Here is a 16,689-nt window from a genome sequence, read left to right on the forward strand (position 1 = left end):
CAGGCCAACCCTTCTGATACGGGCGACTCTTTCGGCTTCAGCGGTGATCTGGGCAACTTCAGCCTGATGCACGGCGAGTTCGTCGTGGAGACACGGACACCCGGCGTTTACGCGGTAAGCGAAATCGTACCGGACGGCTGGCAGCTCGACAGCGCGACTTGCGACGATGGCTCGCCGGTCAATGCCATCGATCTTGGGGCTGGCGAGAGCGTTACCTGCACGTTTATCAATTCGCAGCAGGTGGAGTCGCGGAGTGTGCCGATCTTTTCACAGGGCGGGATTGCACTGTTTGTCTTGATGATGATGGTCATCGCCGCAGTATTCCTGCGGTATTTCGATCTGAATCGAAGATAGTTGTTCAGAGGTTCCCTAGAGAGACGACCCTGGCCGCTCGCGCGGTCAGGGACTCTTCTTGTCTGTGATCTCGAGACCGAACTGGCGCTGATAGGCGGCCAGGGTCGCCGGGTAACAATCGCAGGCGACCGACTCCAGACCGGAGCGCGACAGTACCTGGATACGACCGCGAGCATAGCAGATAAACTGCTTTTTCTGCAGTTTGCCGGCCGCGATCGTGACCGCGCTTCGGCGCACGCCCAGCATGTTCGCCAGGAACAAGTGGGTCAGCATCAAGGGCTGGCCATGGGCCCGGTCGTCCATCGTCAACAGCCAGCGAGCCAGGCGGGCGGAAACTTCGTGGAAGGCATTGCAGGCAGCGTTCTGGGCCAGTTGCTCGGCCCGCACGAACAGGTAGCGATCGACGATGCTTTTCAGTGCCGGGCTGTTGGTGAGCAGGCGCCGGAACCGGGTGGCCGAAACCTGGAGGGCGGCACCGGAACTCTGGACGACGGCCTGCATGGGATGGCGGTCGACGCCCAGGGCCAGCGAGGCGCCTAGCATGCCCTCGTGGCCGATCATGCTCATCTCCAGGGGTTTGTGGCCATGAACCTCGGCCATGACCGATATGATCGCCGTCGTCGGAAACAGTACCTGGAAAATCGGCGCACCCGCTTCGGCAATAACCTGATTGAATTCGAGGTCAATCTGGAGAGACGCGGCCAGTAGTGACTGGGCGGCGTCAGCGGGTAGTCGATCGATGAGTTGATTGGTGTCAGGCATTGCGGCATCCTTGGCTCGGCCCAATACTCGCCGTCAGGCATGCCATGGTCTGTGCGCTACGGCACATTTCCAGAATGCTTAAGCGAGGCGCATTACCTGTTCAATGCGTCGCGCATCCTGAATCAGGAATTGCCTAAAGATGCTTCGCGTAATCCATCAGGCGGTCGGTTTCTTGCTTGACCACGGCGTAGCACTCGCAGCAGCGCGCCTCCAGGCGCGGGCGGTCCAGCACGGTGATGCGCCCGCGTTGGTAGTGGATGATACCCAGATCCTGCAACTTGTGAGCCGCCTCGGTCACCCCTTCGCGGCGCACGCCCAGCATGTTGGCGATCAGTTCCTGGGTCATGGTCAGTTCGTTGCCTGGCAGCCGGTCCAGGGACAGCAGCAGCCAGCGGGCCAGCTGCTGGTCGATGTGATGGTGCCGGTTGCACACCGCGGTCTGGCCCATCTGGGTGATCAGGGCCTGGGTGTAGCGCAGCAACAGCATGCGCATGGTGGCATCGTTGTGGAATTCGTGCTTGAGGTCGGTCGCCCTCATCCGGTAAGCCGTGCCGGCGCTCTGGACAACCGCCCGGCTGGGTGTGCTGTCCCCGCCCATGAACACCGCGATGCCGACGATGCCCTCGTGGCCCACAATCGAGATCTCGGCCGAGTGGCCGTCGAGCATGACGTAGAGCAAAGAGACGATGCAGTCGGCCGGGAAATAGACGTACTTCACTTTCTGGCCGGAGGCATCGATTTCCTGGCCCAGCGGCAGCTCGATCTCGCGCAGCATTGGAAACACCCGATCCTTTACTGGATCAGGCAAGAGGGCGAGCAAGTCGTTGCGTTCCGGTCCGGTTTTCACAGCCACCACCTGATGCCGGCAACTCAGATGGATAGAATAACCACTTGCCTCGGCCTGGTCTATTCCAGGTAGCCGTCGAAAGGCACTTGCGGTTCCCGGCAGCTGGTGGCTCGAGGCAGGCTGGTCGCGTCCCCAATGTCCAGAGGCTGCTTACAGGAACTTCGAGTAGGATGCCAGGCGGTCGGTTTCTTCCTTGACCACGGCGTAGCACTCGCAGCTTTGTTCTTCCAGCTTTTCACGGTCGAGCACGGTGATCCGCCCGCGCTGGTAGCTGATGACTTCCATCTTTGCCAACTTGCGGGCCGCCTCGGTTACCCCTTCCCGGCGCACGCCCAGCATGTTGGCGATCAGCTCCTGGGTCATGGTCAGTTCGTTGGTCGGCAGCCGGTCCAGGGACAGCAACAGCCAGCGAGCCAGTTGCTTGTCGATGGAGTGATGCCGGTTGCACACCGCGGTCTGGGCCATCTGGGTGATCAGGGACTGGGTGTAGCGCAGCATCAGCATGCGCATGGCCGCATCGTTGTGGAATTCGTGCTTGAGGTCGGAGGCCGGCATCCGGTAGGCCGTGCCGGCGCTCTGGACAACCGCCCGGCTGGGCGTGCTGTCCCCGCCCATGAATACCGCGATGCCGACGATGCCCTCGCGACCCACGACCGAAATCTCGGCCGAGTGGCCGTCGAGCATGACGTAGAGCAAAGAGATGATGCAGTCGGCCGGGAAATAGACGTAGCGCACATCCTGGCCGGCGGCATAGATCTCCTTGCCCAGCGGCAGGTCGACTTCGCGCAACTGTGGAAATACCCGATCCTTTATCTTCTGAGGTAAAAGAGCGAGCAGTTCATTGCGCTCCGGACCGGTGTTCGCACCTGATTTCCAGTCCTTTTCCTGCTGGGCGATGTCAGCGCCCATTTCCTTTCGTTCCGATCCGGTCGTCATGGCCGAATTCTCCGTCTCCGCTTCAAGTCCGCTCCCCATTATGATGCAGTGGGCGCCGTCGCTTATGTGCGGTACCGAACAGTCCGGCCCGGGAGGGGAGGTTATGGCCCGAGGCCTTCGCCCGCGGCGTGCTTGACTGAGTGTCGTCGATGCGATCGGTACGCCAAGTCGCAGCGGCGTCATCATTCGTATAGTGGCAGACTATGAGAATAGCGCTGACATGGCCCCGTTGACAACGCTTTCGCGACGGATTTGTTAGTTTCCAGTGAAACCATCCGGGCGGGTCGTTGTCGGCTCCCTAGTACGCTGGTCCGGTGGCCGGCACCGATCAACGGATTCGAGAGGGCGGATACCCCGTGAGCACTGAAACACCTGCAGTCAGAAAAGACGATGACAATCGACGCCTCAGGATCACCCTGCTGATCTGCGCCGCCCTGGTGCTAGGGGCCGCGATTCTGCTCTATCTCATCTTCAGTACGGAACCGACCGCGCGCCGCGACGGCGCCGTGCGCCAGACCGCCTCACTGGTCGATGTGGTGCAGGGTGAGTACGGCACGTTCAGGCCCACCATCGAGGCCATGGGCACGGTGCGACCGGCGCGGGAGATTTCACTGAGCGCGCGGGTCGAGGGCGAAGTGGTCTCCCTGGGAGATGGCTTCGAGCCCGGCGGTTTCGTCGATGCCGGTGAGTTGCTGGTGGCGATCGACGAGGCCGACTATCGGATCGCCGTCGAGCAGCGCGGCAGCGCGCTCGAGCAGGCGATTGCCGAACTCGAGATCGAACGCGGCCAGCAACAAGCTGCACGTGCCGACTACGAATCCTTCAATCGCGAACTGCCGCCGGAGCGCCGCGCGCTGGTGCTGCGCGAGCCGCAGTTGCGCTCGGCCGAGGCGAACGTCGAATCGGCCCGTGCCGATCTGCGGCAGGCCGAACTCGACCTGGAACGCGCCACCGTCGAGGCACCGTTTGCGGCCCATGTTCTCGACCGGGCGGTCAATGTCGGTTCGCAGGTCTCCCCGGGTAGCGAATTGGCCCGCCTGGTCGGCCGGGACACCTACTGGATCGAGGCGACTGTTCCGGTCACACGCCTGGCCTGGCTGACGATTCCCGATGGCGAATCGCCGGGATCGCGCGTGGCCGTCCGCAATCGCAGTGCCTGGCCCGAGGGCGTGAGCCGCCAGGGCGAGGTGTTTCGCATGATCGGCGAGCTCGAGGGCGATACCCGCCTGGCGCGGATTCTGGTTGCCGTCGACGATCCCCTGGCGCGCGCGGCCGATGCGGGAACGCCCCGCCTGATGCTGGGCGAATACGTTCAGTGCCTGATCGAGGGCCGCGAAATCACCGACGTCGTGCGCATCGAACGCGAATACATCCGCGCCGACCAGACCATCTGGCTGATGGCCGACGGGCGGCTGGTGATCCAGCCGGTATCGATCGTCTTCCAGGATGCGACTTATGCCTACATCGACGAGGGCTTAAGCGAAAACGACCGCGTCGTGACCACGCGCCTGGCAACTGTGCGCGAGGGCCTGAGGCTGCGGGTCGAGGGCGATGAGGACGCCACCGGCGGAGATGTCGGCCCATGAGTTCGACGCCACCCGGTCCCGGCCCGAATCCCGGCGGGGCGATCGCATGGATGGCCACCCATCCGATCGCGGCCAACCTGGCGATGATCATCCTGCTTGCCGGCGGGGTGTACACCGCCATCACCATGCAGAAGGAAGTCCAGCCGCGCTACGAGCTGGATTACGTCGACGTCAACGTGTCCTACCCGGGCGCGGCGCCGGAAGAGGTCGAGCAGGGCATCCTGCTGCCGGTCGAGGAAGCCGTTCGTGGCGTGCAGGGGATCAAGGAACTGACGTCGACGGCGCGCGAGGGGTCGGGATCGATCAATCTCGAGCTGGTTGCCGGCGTCAACCGCATGCGCGTCTACCAGGACGTCGACCAGGCGGTGGCCCAGATCCGTACCTTCCCGATTGATGCCGAAGAGCCGCGGGTGCGCCTGCGCTCGTGGCAGCGTGACGTCATGGAAATCGGCCTGTTCGGCGATATCGACATCTGGTCGCTGCGCCAGCTTGGCGAGCGGGTGCGTGACCGCCTGCTCAACAAGCCCAACATCACGCAGGTCGAGCTCGGCAATGTTCCGGCCTATGTCACGCATGTCGAGATCCCTCAGCAGACCTTGCGCGAGTACGGTCTGACGCTCAGCGAGGTGGCCGACATCATCGAGCAGTCCAGCCGCGATGTGCCGGCCGGTGCCATCGACACCAGCCGGGGCGAGATCCTGCTGCGTCTGAACGAGCGCAAGGTGTGGGCGCGCGACATTGCCGACATTGTCATCGCCAGTTCCGAAAGCGGCGCAGCGCTGACACTGGGAGATATTGCCGAGGTGCGCGACGGCTTCGAGGAAGCCGGCTTTCACTCGCAATTCAATCGCCAGCCCTCGATCGAGATCGAGATCTTTCGCGTCGGCACGCAGTCGCCGCTGGATGTGGCCGAGTCGGTGGAGGAAGTGCTCGAGGAGCTCGATCACACCCTGCCGGAGGGCGTGAGCTGGCGCATCGATTCCAACCGGGCCGAGGAGTTCGGTGACCGACTTAACCTGCTGCTCAAGAACGGGGCGCTGGCAATCGTCATCATCGTGCTGATCCTGGCGCTGTTCCTGGAGGCGCGCCTGGCCTTCTGGATCATGATGGGCATGACCATTTCCTTCGTCGGCGCGATCAACTTCCTGCCGAGCCTGGGGATCAGCATCAACATGATCTCGATGTTCGGGTTCCTGGTGGCGCTCGGCATCGTCGTCGATGACGCCATCGTGGTCGGCGAGAATGTCTACGAGCAGCGCGAGCGCGGACTGAGCATGACCGATGCGGCCGTTGTCGGCGCCCGTGAGATGGCCTGGCCGGTGACCTTCAGCATCCTGACCAATATCGTCGCCTTCCTGCCGGTGATGTTCATCCCCGGCATCATGGGGCAGTACTGGTGGCCAATGCCGGTGGTGGTGGTGACGGTGCTGGCGCTTTCCCTGCTGGAGGCCCTGTTCATCCTGCCATCGCACCTGGCGAATATCCGCGAGCGCTCGCATGCGGCGGTGGGCGAGCGCCTGCACAACATTCAGCGCAGTTTCGCGCGCGGTGTGAGCAACTGGATCGAGACCCGCTACAAGCCGTTTCTGGAACTGAGCGTGCGCCACCGCTATGTCACGCTGACCGGAGCACTCGCGCTGCTTGCGGTCACCGGTGGGTACGCGCTCAGCGACCACCTGGGCATGATCATGATGCCCGAGCAGCCGGCCGACGAAATCGAGGCCGGCGTTCGCCTGCCGGTGGGCACGACGCGCGATGTGGCCGCCGACATGGCCGCCCAGATCACCGAGGCCACGCACCGGATGTTCGAGGAGAACGATCTGTACGAAGCAGCCGAGGGCATCAAGACCAACGTCCGCGGCCGAACCTTTATCGACGTCGAGATCGTGATGCTGCCGCCGGCCGAGCGCGACATCAGTACGCAGGAAGTGATCGAGCTGTGGCGCGAACAGATTGGTGACATCAAGGGCGTCGATCAGATCACCTTCGAGGCCGAGCGCGGCCCGGGAAGCTGGCGCGACGATATCAGTATCGATCTCAGTCACAACGACATCGAGGTGATCGAGCGCGCCTCGGCGGAGCTGGTCGAACGCCTGGAAGCCTTCGGCAATACCCGTGACGTCAACGACAACTACGAGGCCGGCAAGGCGCAGCTCGATTTCACGCTATTGCCCGAAGGCAGGGCGCTCGGGCTAACGCCGGTGGCGGTCGGGCGGCAGTTGCGCGGCGCGTTCTACGGCGATATCGCGCTGCGCTACCTGCGCGGCACCAACGAAATCGAAGTGCGCGTCAAGCTGCCGGAAGAAGAACGTGAGGATATCCGCACGCTCGAAAACTTCATGCTCAGGACGCCCAACGGCGTCGAGGTGGCGCTGGCCGACGTCGCGCGGATCGAGGAAGGTCAGTCGTTCACCTCGATCAACCGCCGTGACGGGCGTCGCATCATCAATGTCGGTACCGACGTCGAGCCCAAGAGCGCGATCAGCCGGGTTCAGGCGGCTATGGATTCAGAGGTGATGCCGCAACTCCAGGCCGATTTTCCCGGCCTGACCTGGACTTATGAAGGCAGTAACCAGGAACTGCGTGAATCCACGGCTGCACTGTGGGGTGGCTTCGGCCTGGCCCTGTTCGCCGTCTACGCGCTACTGGCGATCGCCTTCAGCAGCTACATCCAGCCACTGATCGTGATGCTGGCCATTCCCTTCGGCATTGTCGGCGGCATCATCGGGCACATACTGCTGGGCTACGACCTGTCGCTGGTGAGTATGCTCGGGGTCGTCGCCGTGTCCGGCGTGGTCGTCAACGGTGCACTGATCATGGTGCATTTTGCCAATCGCAAGCGGGGTGAGCTGTCGGCGCATGACGCCATTGTCGCCGCCGGCACGCGCCGCTTCCGGCCGATCGTGCTGACTACCGTGACCACTTTCGGCGGGCTGTCTCCGATCATCTTCGAGACTTCCCTGCAGGCCGTTCACCTGGTGCCGATGGCGATCTCGCTCGGCTTCGGCATCGTCTTCGCGACCTCGATCATGCTGGTGGTCGTGCCGTGCTTTTACATGATGCTCGAGGATATTCATGAAAGCATGCAGCGACGTCGCGCGCGCGGGTCGGCCTGAAGCCTGGTGGTGCCGGGGTCGGACGTTCGTTACTGCGGTTTGGTGCTGGAAAATGTCGGCATTTTTCGTGATTGATCGCTAAAATACGCCATTTTTCAAAAAACTTACGTGCGTGTGTTAGATTTGATTGTGAAAGGGGTCACAACAATCCTTCCACAGGAGGCATGAGCATGGTTCAGCAGAATCAGTCCGCACCAACCGAGACCGGCGCCACACTGGGCGATTCCGGGAAAAAGGACAAGAACCCCGACAAGGGCTATATCGCCCTGCTTGGCTGGAGCCTCAATGCCATCGACGCCATGGCGCGATTCGACCGTCGCTATGTTGTCGTCGCGCCGTCGTGGGCGGCGGACTATGCCCGCGAGAACGACATCCCGTTCATCGAATGGGATTTCGAGCGGCTCAACGAGCGTTCGCTCGAGATCGCCGAGACCCTCAAGAAGGAGGGCGTGGATGTCTCGATCCCCTTGTTCGAGGAGGTGGTCGAATGGGCCGGCGCCATCAACTCGGTCCTGATGGACCAGCCGCGCCTGCACGGCCAGTCCGTGCTGTTTCGCGACAAGGCCCTGATGAAGCGTCGTGCGCACCTCGGCGGCATTCGTGTCGGGGTCTTCGAGGAAGCGCATGATCGCGACGATGTCTACCGCTTTTTGCGCCGCGTCAACCAGACCTTGCTCAAGCTCGACGGTGATCCCAACGATCCGATTCACCTCAAGGCTTTCGACCAGGCCGGCTGTCTGGGCCATCGGGTGATTCGAAGGCCGCAGGAAATCGACACCATTCCGGACACGGATTTCCCGTTGCTGATGGAGTCCCACCTCGACGGCTGGGAGTTCGCCGTCGAAGCCTGGATTCACGACGGCGAGATCAAGTTCCTCAACATCTCCGAATACGTCACGCTCGGCTACTCGGTGTTCGTGCCGGCCACACCCGAACTTGAGAGCTGGCGGGACGCCATCACCAAGGAAGTCGAGAAACTGATCAAGGCCTTCGACATCAAGTTCGGGTTGATCCATCCCGAGTACTTCGTGACCGCCGACGGCACCATGTACTTTGGCGAGGTCGCTTATCGTCCGCCGGGTTTCAAGGCCTTCGAGCTGATCGAGCGCGCCTACGGATTCAACGCCTACCAGGCCACGGCGCTGGTGTTCGACCCCAAGTCGACGAAGGAAGAAGTCGACGCCTTCTTCCCCGAGCCGGTCAAGGGCGCCAAGGGCCATGCCGGTTGCTTCGGCGTGTTCCCGCGTCGGCGCGTGGTCAGCCAGCTGGCGTTCCCGGAAGAGACGGCCGAGCATCCGTACTTCGAAAGCCACGAGCTCTATCCCCTGGAAGAAGAGGTGGTGGCCGAACGCGAAGCCTTCGGTACCCACTGGGGCCTGGTCTACTTCTTTGGCGATGATCCGCACAAGATGCGGGATCTGCTCAAGCACCAGGAAGAGCTGGACTTTTATATCTAGGAAACAGGGCTTCCCCGGGCCATAATCGCGGCATAAGGCCGCGATTGGCCCCGGCCCGAGAGCTCGCCAATGGAGTACCAACGCTTGCAGGATTCATCCGGCAACGACAACCCGGACCTGGCCCGGGCCCAGGAACAATTCGAACATGCCCTCGAAAGCATCGCCCGGGTGACGGCGATTGCTCGGCCGGGGCATCTCCCGCGTCTGTTCAATGCCACGCTCAGGTTGCTCAAGCTGCCCGGTGGCGCTGAGCGGTTGCACGGCTATGCCGGGCGCTTCGATGAAGCCGGTGTATTCGAGGGCAGTGACTGGAATCATCCCGAACGGTTGCAGCCCGAGCTTTCTCGCGGCTCGCTGACCGGTGCGGTCGAGAGCGTGGCCGTGGAAGCCCTGAGCCGATTGCGCATGCTCGCCATCGCCGAAGGAACGTACGAACACCCCGAAGTGAGCGCCGACGACGCCCGCGACTTTCTGCAGCGCAGCCTGGTCTTCAACCTCGACTTGCTGCAGGCCGATCTTTCCGAGGCCGGGCGGACCGGCGCGGGTCAGCGCGAGGCTGTCCGGCAGCTGTTGTCGTTCGAGCTCGATCGGCTCGGCGGCACCAGCGTGATCGAAGCCCTGGTCGCCGAGGCCGATCGTGTACTCGAGCAACGGCCGATCGACGTGGCAGTCCCGCGTCGCCTGCTCGGCCATGTCGAGCGCCTGCTCGAGCGGGAAAGCCTGCCCGACAGTGACGCGCTGCAGCGTGGTCGCAAGCTGCTGGCCGCCTACCGCGGGCCGACCGAGCTGACCCGCTCGGCGGTAGTGGATTGCGTGGCCGGTTTCGAGGCGATGTCGGAGGCCGAGCGTGACGAGGAACTGGCAGCCCTCGGGCAGTCCATGACCGAGACCGGCCTGGTCTGCCCGGCACACGGCGCCATCCTGACCCTGCTGGCCGAGTCCGGCAGTGACCGCCAGCTGAGCCTGGCCATGGACCTGGATTCGGTTGGCAGCGACAGTCTCGACGCATTCAATGCGCTGATCCGGACCCTGATCCGCGAAGCGGTCGGACCGGCGACTGCCCAGTGCATCCTGGGTTTAAGCAACCTGCTCGATCGGGGCATGCTGTTTTTTCCGCCGGTTCCGGGCGCGCTGTGGCGCCTGACCCGGCTCGAACCGTTGCCGGAGGTCTCGGCCCTCCTGCGCGAGGAATTCGCGCATGCCGATCCGCCGTCGGGTCACAGCCTGCTGCTGGCCGGCGTGATCAGCGTGCTCGGACTGCCGCTGGGCGTGAGCCAGGGCAACAACCCTACCTGCCAGTCCGCCCGGGCCATCAGTCTTTGGGCGCAGGTGGATCCCGGCTTTCTGCTTGAGCTGGTGATGTGGGCCGCACGCGATGACGAGATCGACCTGCATTTCGAGGGCGACCTGATTCGCTCGAGTGAGCTGACCGAGGGCCTGATCGAGAGCCTGCACACCGACCTCGACACGGTTTCGCTGGTGCTGGTGCCGCACCTCGACAAGATCTACTGGGAGATGGGACGGCGCATCGTTGGCCGCGGCGAGGACGGGCACCGCTGGATCAATCCCGAGTTCCATGGCTGGTGGGTGCACCGGAGTTTCGCCACCACCATCGACTACGCCACCGGCGCAGTCGTCGATTTCGCCGGTTTCATTCGACAGTTCTACGCCGCCTATCATCCCGACTACAACGGCGATGCCGAGCTGATCTACCCCCAGCCGGCCGGGATCGTCGCGACCGATCCCTTCGGCGTCTACGTAGGCCTGCATGCCATCGCCATTCAGCGTGTCGCGCTCGACCCCGAAGGCGTCATGCGGGTCTACTTCTATAACCCCAACAACGAGGGCCGACAGGACTGGGGGCAGGATATCGTCACCTCGACCAGCGGCCACGGCGAGATTCCCGGCGAGTCCTCGCTGCCGTTCGAGCAGTTCTGTGCGCGTCTCTACGTGTTCCACTACAACGAACGCGAACTCGGCGACCCGCAGACGGTACCCGACGAGGCGGTCGAGGCCATCGCCGAGAGCGTGCGCGAAAGCTGGGCCTGGGAGCGGGCCTGGCAGGAGGTGGTTCTGACCTGATGGCAGCACCGCTGGCGGTGGTTTATCACGACGAGATGCTCGAGCACCAGCCTCCGGGGCTGCAACCGGAGATGCGCGACTATCACTCGCGCCAGCTGCGTGCCCGGCTCGGTGAACTGGTTGCCAGCCAGATCTGGCTCCATCCCGAACGGCCCGAGCGCTTGTCATCGCTGGTCGAACACGTGCATGAAATCGATGACGGCAGCTTGCTGTGGCTGACGCCCGAGCGGGCCGATGAAACGACCGTCCGTCGCGCCCACACCGGCGGTCACATGCAGCGCCTCGACAAGCTCAGGGGGCGAAAGCGCATGCTTTCGATCGACTCCACGGCGGTATCACCGGGCAGTGTCGATGCCGCCTTTCGTGCCGCTGGTGCGGTCTGTACGGCGGTCGATGCGGTGTTCGATGGCCGGGCGGCCACTGCCTTCGCCCTGGTGCGTCCTCCGGGCCACCACGCCAACGCGGCGCATTACCAGGGCTTCTGCCTGATCAACAACGTCGCTGTTGCGGCCCGGCATGCGATGGCCGTGCACGGCGTCGAGCGCGTGCTGATCGTCGACTGGGACGTTCACCACGGCAACGGTACGGCCTCGATCTTCGAGGACGATCCGGATGTGCTTTTCTTCGATGTCCACCGCGGCGCACCCTGCTATCCCGGCAGCGGCGCGCTGGAGGATGTCGGACGGGGACGCGCGCGCGGCACGAATTTGAACGTGCCCCTGCCGGCCCAAACCGGCGACCTGGCGGTCCTGGAAGCATTCGATCGCATCCTGATTCCGGCGGCACGTCGATTCCAGCCCGGCTTGATCCTGGTCTCTGCGGGTTTCGACGGAACGCGCGAACACCTCGCCTGCAAGTTCAGCACGGAGCTCTTCGCGCATCTGACCGACCGCGTGCAGCGCCTGGCCGCTGAACTGTGCGACGGTCGCCTGGCCATGGCCCTGGAGGGTGGTTATCACCTCGAACCGATGCGCGAAGGGCTGGCCCACGGCCTGCGCATGCTCGGCAACCCCGGTTGTGAACTGCCGCCGCTGCAGCGCAGCCGCATCGGTCTCCCGGCCGTACGCGAAGCGGCCGATGCGCTGGCCGAGCGGTCTCCCCTGCTTCGGGACTGAAGCGACGACCCGGGGCCGCCAGATTCACCGCAGAGGGTCTTCTCCCTGTGCGGGGCCCGCAATCAAGCCGGGCCGTCGCTCTCGGAATCGGGCTCGTTGTCCTGCTCTTCTTCCGATTCTTCGTTGTCGGTGTTGCCCTCGTCGGCCCCGGTGTCTTCTTCCTCTCCTTCGCCTTCGGCCTCGTCGGCTTCTTGTTCGGTCGCCGCATCCTCTTCCGGTGCGGGTTCGGGCTCAGGCTCCTCTTCGGGTTCGATCATCTCGCGGTATTCGCCCTCGGTCAGACTCGATGCGGTCTGCAGGAAGGCGGCGATGGTCCAGATCTCGTCGTCGCTCATGCGATCCTCGCCGCGTGCGGGCATGGCCGACATCTTGATGCCGTTGCGGGTGACCCAGAAGACGCCGGCCGGATCGGGCTGCCCCCGAGTGAGGGCCGGTGGCCGCGGTTCGAAGCTGTCGCTCGGATCCCGGCCGGGTCGGCCGTGACAGCCGGAACAGGAACCGTCGTAGGCAACCGCACCGGCCTCGATCATGCCGGTATCGTCGAGGTCGGGGACCTCGAGTTCGGCGGCCCGACGCTCGATCGAGCGATCGCGCAAGGTTTCCAGGTACCAATTGGTTACGGCCGTGTGACCTGATCCGACCGACACGTCGTAATGGCCGCTGAATGCATAAGCAATGGCGCCGCCGATGACGATGACGGCGAGAATGAGCACGGTTCGGATAAAGCGTCCGATCGCCTTCATGGTTGTTCCTCCCTCGTATTGGACCACCATCTTAGCAACCCGTCAGGGCTTCCGCGAATGGGCGACACCGAGGGTAGACTGGTTGCCGGAACGGTCAACCCGTGACGCGTGCCGATTTTCGCATCCACACAATCCCTGGTGATCCGCGATGTTGAGAGTGTTCTGCCTTCCGCTGTTTCTCGCTTGCCTGCTGATCCCGTCGCAGGCCAATGCCAGTGCGCCCCATGACGACAAGGGGCGCGCCCGTGACCTCGGGCTCTCGCCCGGCATTCTTACGCCCGGGCGCTGGAACGCCATCACCGATGTGGCGGGCGTGGCGGTCGGTCACCACACCCTGATCGAGGGTGAGAGCATCCGTACCGGTGTCACGGCCGTGTTGCCACATGGTGCCAATCCCTACCGCGAGCGCGTGCCGGCGGCAGTGTATGTCGGCAACGGTTTCGGCAAGGCGGTCGGCTTCACCCAGATTCGCGAACTCGGCGAGATCGAGACCCCGATCGCCCTGAGCAATACGCTCAGCGTCTATCAGGTCGCGCATGGAGTGGCCGATTACGTACTCGAGCTGCCCGGCAACGAGGACGTGCGTTCGGTCAATGCCGTGGCTGGCGAGACCAACGACGGCTGGCTCAATGACATCCGTGCGCGGGTCATCGACGGCGACGCGGTCGCCAGGGCCATCGAGGCGGCCTCGTCCGGACCGGTGGCCGAAGGCAACGTCGGTGCCGGCACCGGCACGCGGGCGCTCGGCTTCAAGGCCGGTATCGGAACGTCGTCGCGGGTACTGCCGGCCGAACGCGGCGGCCACACCGTCGGGGTGCTGGTGCAGTCGAATTTTGGCGGAGTGCTGAGTATCGACGGCGTGCCGGTCGGCGAGCGCCTGGGTCAGCATTTCATGGTCGGGGAGGTGCCGTACGAACGACCTGCCAGCGATTCCGAGCCGGCCGATGAGCGCACGACCGGCTACGATCCGGATGTCGACGGTTCAATCATGATCGTCGTCGCCACCGACGCACCGCTGACCTCGCGCAACCTCGAACGTCTGGCCCGGCGCGCCATGCTCGGTCTGGCCCGCACCGGCGGATTTTCTTCCAACGGCAGCGGCGACTATGTGATCGCCTTTTCCACCCACGAAGCGGTGCGCATCCATGTCGATGATGCCGACGTTCGGACCGTCAGCGAGCTTTCGAACGCGGCCATGTCTCCGCTGTTCCTGGCCGTGGTCGAGGCCACCGAAGAAGCCATTCTCAACTCCCTGTTCATGGCCGAGACCATGACCGGTCACGAGGGGCGAACCATGCCGGCGATTCCGCTCGAAAAAGTGGTGCCGCTACTCGAAGCGCACGGTGCGATCGAGACCTCTGAACACTAAGGGCGGAGCCATGCCTCGCGGCTAGAGCCAACCCTGGTCACGGGCGATACGGTAGGCCTCGATGCGGTTGTCAGCCTGCAACTTGCCGATCGCCTCGGATAGGTAGTTGCGGACGGTGCCTTCGGCCAGGTGCAGACGCCGGCTGATTTCGGCATTGCCCAGACCCTCGCCGGCCAGCTTGAGGACCTGGCGTTCGCGGTCGGTCAGGGGGTCCTGGCTGTCGAAGGCGGTCAGGGCCAGTTCCGGGTCGATCACCCGCTGGCCTGCATGAATGCGTCGGATTGAATCGGCCAGTTGCTCGGCCGGCGTCTCCTTGAGCAGGTAGCCGCGAACGCCGGCTTCCAGCGCGCGCCGCAAATAGCCGGGCCGCGCGAAAGTCGTAAGAATTGCCACGGCCGTGTGCGGGGCTTTGCTGCGAACCCATTCGGCCAGGTCCAGCCCGGTGGACCCGGGCATCTCGATGTCGGTCAGCAGCAGGTCGGGCCGTTCGACTTCGATCAGGCGTCGGGCCTCGTCGCCGTTGGCAGCACGCCCGGCAACTTCAATGTCATCTTCCAGCTCGAGCAGCGAGGCAAGCGCGCCCAGCAGCAGGGTCTGGTCTTCTGCCAGCACGATCCGGATCATGCAGCCTCCCGGGGAACGTTGGCCACCAGGCTGGAAGGACCGTGTGAACCGATGCTCAAGGTGCCGCCCAGGGATTCGATGCGCGCGCGCATGCCCTGGATGCCGTTGCCGTCCATGCGGATGCGGCCGCCGCCATCGTCGCTGATGGCCAGTCGCACATCATTGCCCACCGGCGCTAGCGTGAGCTGACAGCGACGCGCGCCGGAGTGACGGATGATATTGGTCACGGCTTCGCGAATCACCAGTGACAGCATGCCCTGTGTGCGGGTGGGGAGTTCGAGATTCGCATCAACGTCGATCTGGGGGTCGATGTCGGCAGCGCGCAGGCTCAGGCACATGTGCTCGAGCGTCTCGTCCAGGGTCTGCTGCTGGTAACCGCTGATTGCCTTGCGCACGTCGGCCAGCGCCTCGCGGGCACTTTCGCCCATGGCGCGGATTTCCTCGCGTGAGCGGTCCGGATCGCGATCGACCAGTCGCTCGGCCAGTTCGCTCTTGACGGCGATCACCGACAGGGTGTGGCCGAGCACATCGTGCAGGTCGCGGGCAATACGCTCACGTTCGGCGACCCGGGCCAGGCGCTTGATCTCGGCCTGGCCGAGTTTGAGTTCGGCGTTCTTGCGACCCTGCTCGGAAAAGAAGATGTTGGCCATGCCGATCATGATGCTGATGAACACGCCCGGCATCCAGTAGAAGGGTTCGGGTCGGGCCAGTGGTGCGATCACCGCGGCGGTCGCGGCGATGCCGAGCACGACCCAGACGGCGCGCCGGGGCGGGCCGACCAGGTGGGCGAAGGCCGCAGCATAGATGAACAGCACGCTGGCGCCGGCATTGGTGAAACTCCATGCAGCGGCCAGGGCCGCCATCGCCAGGATGTGCAAGAGGGCGGCGCCCCCGACGCGGCGAAAAGCGCTGAAGTAGAGCACCAGAAAGACCGCGACGGTTGCCAGGCCGAGGCCCAGCTCGAGCGGGCCGACGGGCCGGAAATACCACTCGACGAAAAAGAATACGAAATACACCAGCCACAGGTACGCGGTCCAGCCCTGGGCGGATTCCGGCGGAACCAGTCGTTCGTGAACCTGCTGCAGGTGCCGGCGCAGGGTCATTTTTCCTCGTCCGGTACGGATTGTCGCTTCAGTGTCATGTCCAGCATGGGGTACCAGTGGTGGCCGCCGTCGGGCGAAACGCGGCCGGTTTCGTGCCAGGTATCGTCATCGATGCGGATCTCGAATTGCAGCAGCGACCCCGAATCTTCGTCCTGGAAGGACCAGCGCATGACGCCGCCATCTTCCACTTCGAGCTCGACCTCGTTGGACCGGCCGCGAAGATCATGCGTCTGGAAATTGTAGCGCCGTGCCGCGCTGTCGTAGTAGACCACGCCGAGCGCCTCGTGCGTGACGTACTCGAGTCCGTCCTCGCCGGTGCTCGTGCCCCGTCCCTCGACCAGCAAAACCGATCCGTCGAGTTTCCGGCTGACCTGCTCGGTGATCTCGAACGATTCGCGCTGGTCCGGGCCGGTCATGGCCCATCCGCTGCCCTGCCACAGCCCGACCCAGTCGTGCAGGCGGCTCATGGCGTGCAGCTTCTGTTCCGGTGCACCGGCAGGGTTTCCATTGGCAAGGGATGCCAGGGATACGACGATCAGCAGGACAGCGATGGCGATATTGAGTGATGGTTGGGATTTCATTGGGGGTCCTCCGG

General features: G+C 63.9%; 14 protein-coding genes. 7 read left to right on the plus strand and 7 right to left on the minus strand.

All coding sequences use genetic code 11. The features are described from left to right. A partial coding sequence (locus G4Y73_RS09470) for a hypothetical protein (protein WP_164231403.1) occupies nucleotides 1-354 on the plus strand: 354 nt, incomplete at its 5' end. Nucleotides 355-399: 45 nt separating this feature from the next. Here G4Y73_RS09470 and G4Y73_RS09475 read toward each other — a convergent pair. The 3 genes from G4Y73_RS09475 to G4Y73_RS09485 form a co-directional block, all read right to left on the minus strand. Then, entirely contained in the window at nucleotides 400-1,116 is a 717-nt protein-coding gene (locus G4Y73_RS09475) for a Crp/Fnr family transcriptional regulator (protein WP_164231404.1), read from the minus strand. A 133-nt stretch (nucleotides 1,117-1,249) separates the two neighbouring features. Continuing rightward, complete coding sequence (locus G4Y73_RS09480) at nucleotides 1,250-1,891, minus strand: Crp/Fnr family transcriptional regulator (protein WP_164231405.1); 642 nt, start codon at nucleotides 1,889-1,891, stop codon at nucleotides 1,250-1,252. Between the two features lie 222 nt (nucleotides 1,892-2,113). Beyond that, nucleotides 2,114-2,872, minus strand: coding sequence for a Crp/Fnr family transcriptional regulator (locus G4Y73_RS09485; protein ID WP_164231798.1), 759 nt, complete (start codon nucleotides 2,870-2,872; stop codon nucleotides 2,114-2,116). 383 nt (nucleotides 2,873-3,255) lie between these two features. Here G4Y73_RS09485 and G4Y73_RS09490 point away from each other — a divergent pair, with 383 nt between their 5' ends. The 5 genes from G4Y73_RS09490 to G4Y73_RS09510 all read left to right on the plus strand — a co-directional run bounded on the left by G4Y73_RS09490 (nucleotide 3,256) and on the right by G4Y73_RS09510 (nucleotide 12,255). Continuing rightward, nucleotides 3,256-4,485, plus strand: coding sequence for an efflux RND transporter periplasmic adaptor subunit (locus G4Y73_RS09490; RefSeq protein ID WP_164231406.1), 1,230 nt, complete (start codon nucleotides 3,256-3,258; stop codon nucleotides 4,483-4,485). After that, nucleotides 4,482-7,601 (plus strand): efflux RND transporter permease subunit, encoded by a 3,120-nt coding sequence (locus tag G4Y73_RS09495; protein WP_164231407.1) that lies wholly within the window; start codon nucleotides 4,482-4,484, stop codon nucleotides 7,599-7,601. Before G4Y73_RS09490 ends, G4Y73_RS09495 begins: the two co-directional genes overlap by 4 nt. 170 nt (nucleotides 7,602-7,771) lie before the next feature. Continuing rightward, complete coding sequence (locus tag G4Y73_RS09500; protein WP_240451273.1) at nucleotides 7,772-9,058, plus strand: carboxylate--amine ligase; 1,287 nt, start codon at nucleotides 7,772-7,774, stop codon at nucleotides 9,056-9,058. A 69-nt stretch (nucleotides 9,059-9,127) separates the two neighbouring features. Continuing rightward, nucleotides 9,128-11,140 carry a hypothetical protein gene (locus G4Y73_RS09505; RefSeq protein ID WP_164231408.1) on the plus strand — a complete coding sequence of 671 codons (2,013 nt, stop codon included), beginning with the start codon at nucleotides 9,128-9,130 and terminating at the stop codon, nucleotides 11,138-11,140. Further along, on the plus strand, nucleotides 11,140-12,255 hold the full coding sequence (locus tag G4Y73_RS09510) for a histone deacetylase (protein WP_164231409.1): 1,116 nt from the start codon (nucleotides 11,140-11,142) through the stop codon (nucleotides 12,253-12,255). The genes G4Y73_RS09505 and G4Y73_RS09510 overlap by 1 nt, the downstream gene beginning before the upstream one ends. A 62-nt stretch (nucleotides 12,256-12,317) precedes the next feature. Here G4Y73_RS09510 and G4Y73_RS09515 read toward each other — a convergent pair whose 3' ends face one another. Beyond that, nucleotides 12,318-12,998, minus strand: a complete 681-nt coding sequence (locus G4Y73_RS09515) for a cytochrome c (RefSeq protein WP_164231410.1) — start codon at nucleotides 12,996-12,998, stop codon at nucleotides 12,318-12,320. 148 nt (nucleotides 12,999-13,146) lie between these two features. Here G4Y73_RS09515 and G4Y73_RS09520 point away from each other — a divergent pair, with 148 nt between their 5' ends. Next, on the plus strand, nucleotides 13,147-14,367 hold the full coding sequence (locus tag G4Y73_RS09520) for a P1 family peptidase (protein WP_164231411.1): 1,221 nt from the start codon (nucleotides 13,147-13,149) through the stop codon (nucleotides 14,365-14,367). Nucleotides 14,368-14,388: 21 nt separating this feature from the next. Here the strand turns inward: G4Y73_RS09520 and G4Y73_RS09525 are convergent, their stop codons facing one another. From G4Y73_RS09525 to G4Y73_RS09535, 3 genes are read right to left on the minus strand one after another with little or no spacing between them, the layout of a single operon-like run. Continuing rightward, the gene (locus G4Y73_RS09525; protein WP_164231412.1) at nucleotides 14,389-14,991 is read right to left on the minus strand and encodes a response regulator transcription factor; all 603 of its coding nucleotides are present in this window, start codon (nucleotides 14,989-14,991) and stop codon (nucleotides 14,389-14,391) included. Further along, nucleotides 14,988-16,094 (minus strand): sensor histidine kinase, encoded by a 1,107-nt coding sequence (locus tag G4Y73_RS09530; RefSeq protein WP_164231413.1) that lies wholly within the window; start codon nucleotides 16,092-16,094, stop codon nucleotides 14,988-14,990. The genes G4Y73_RS09525 and G4Y73_RS09530 overlap by 4 nt, the downstream gene beginning before the upstream one ends. Next, entirely contained in the window at nucleotides 16,091-16,675 is a 585-nt protein-coding gene (locus tag G4Y73_RS09535) for a DUF1579 domain-containing protein (protein WP_164231414.1), read from the minus strand. Before G4Y73_RS09535 ends, G4Y73_RS09530 begins: the two co-directional genes overlap by 4 nt. Nucleotides 16,676-16,689: the final 14 nt, after the last annotated feature.

It is taken from the genome of Wenzhouxiangella sp. XN201 (assembly GCF_011008905.1).
Lineage (GTDB): Bacteria > Pseudomonadota > Gammaproteobacteria > Xanthomonadales > Wenzhouxiangellaceae > Wenzhouxiangella.

Coding starts and splice junctions, on each gene's coding strand:
- G4Y73_RS09525 (WP_164231412.1), bottom strand. CDS start 14,991: ATGATCCGGATCGTGCTGGCAGAAGACCAGACCCTGCTGCTGGGCGCG.
- G4Y73_RS09475 (WP_164231404.1), bottom strand. CDS start 1,116: ATGCCTGACACCAATCAACTCATCGATCGACTACCCGCTGACGCCGCC.
- G4Y73_RS09530 (WP_164231413.1), bottom strand. CDS start 16,094: ATGACCCTGCGCCGGCACCTGCAGCAGGTTCACGAACGACTGGTTCCG.
- G4Y73_RS09495 (WP_164231407.1), top strand. CDS start 4,482: ATGAGTTCGACGCCACCCGGTCCCGGCCCGAATCCCGGCGGGGCGATC.
- G4Y73_RS09480 (WP_164231405.1), bottom strand. CDS start 1,891: ATGCTGCGCGAGATCGAGCTGCCGCTGGGCCAGGAAATCGATGCCTCC.
- G4Y73_RS09505 (WP_164231408.1), top strand. CDS start 9,128: ATGGAGTACCAACGCTTGCAGGATTCATCCGGCAACGACAACCCGGAC.
- G4Y73_RS09535 (WP_164231414.1), bottom strand. CDS start 16,675: ATGAAATCCCAACCATCACTCAATATCGCCATCGCTGTCCTGCTGATC.
- G4Y73_RS09515 (WP_164231410.1), bottom strand. CDS start 12,998: ATGAAGGCGATCGGACGCTTTATCCGAACCGTGCTCATTCTCGCCGTC.
- G4Y73_RS09485 (WP_164231798.1), bottom strand. CDS start 2,872: ATGGGCGCTGACATCGCCCAGCAGGAAAAGGACTGGAAATCAGGTGCG.
- G4Y73_RS09500 (WP_240451273.1), top strand. CDS start 7,772: ATGGTTCAGCAGAATCAGTCCGCACCAACCGAGACCGGCGCCACACTG.
- G4Y73_RS09520 (WP_164231411.1), top strand. CDS start 13,147: ATGTTGAGAGTGTTCTGCCTTCCGCTGTTTCTCGCTTGCCTGCTGATC.
- G4Y73_RS09510 (WP_164231409.1), top strand. CDS start 11,140: ATGGCAGCACCGCTGGCGGTGGTTTATCACGACGAGATGCTCGAGCAC.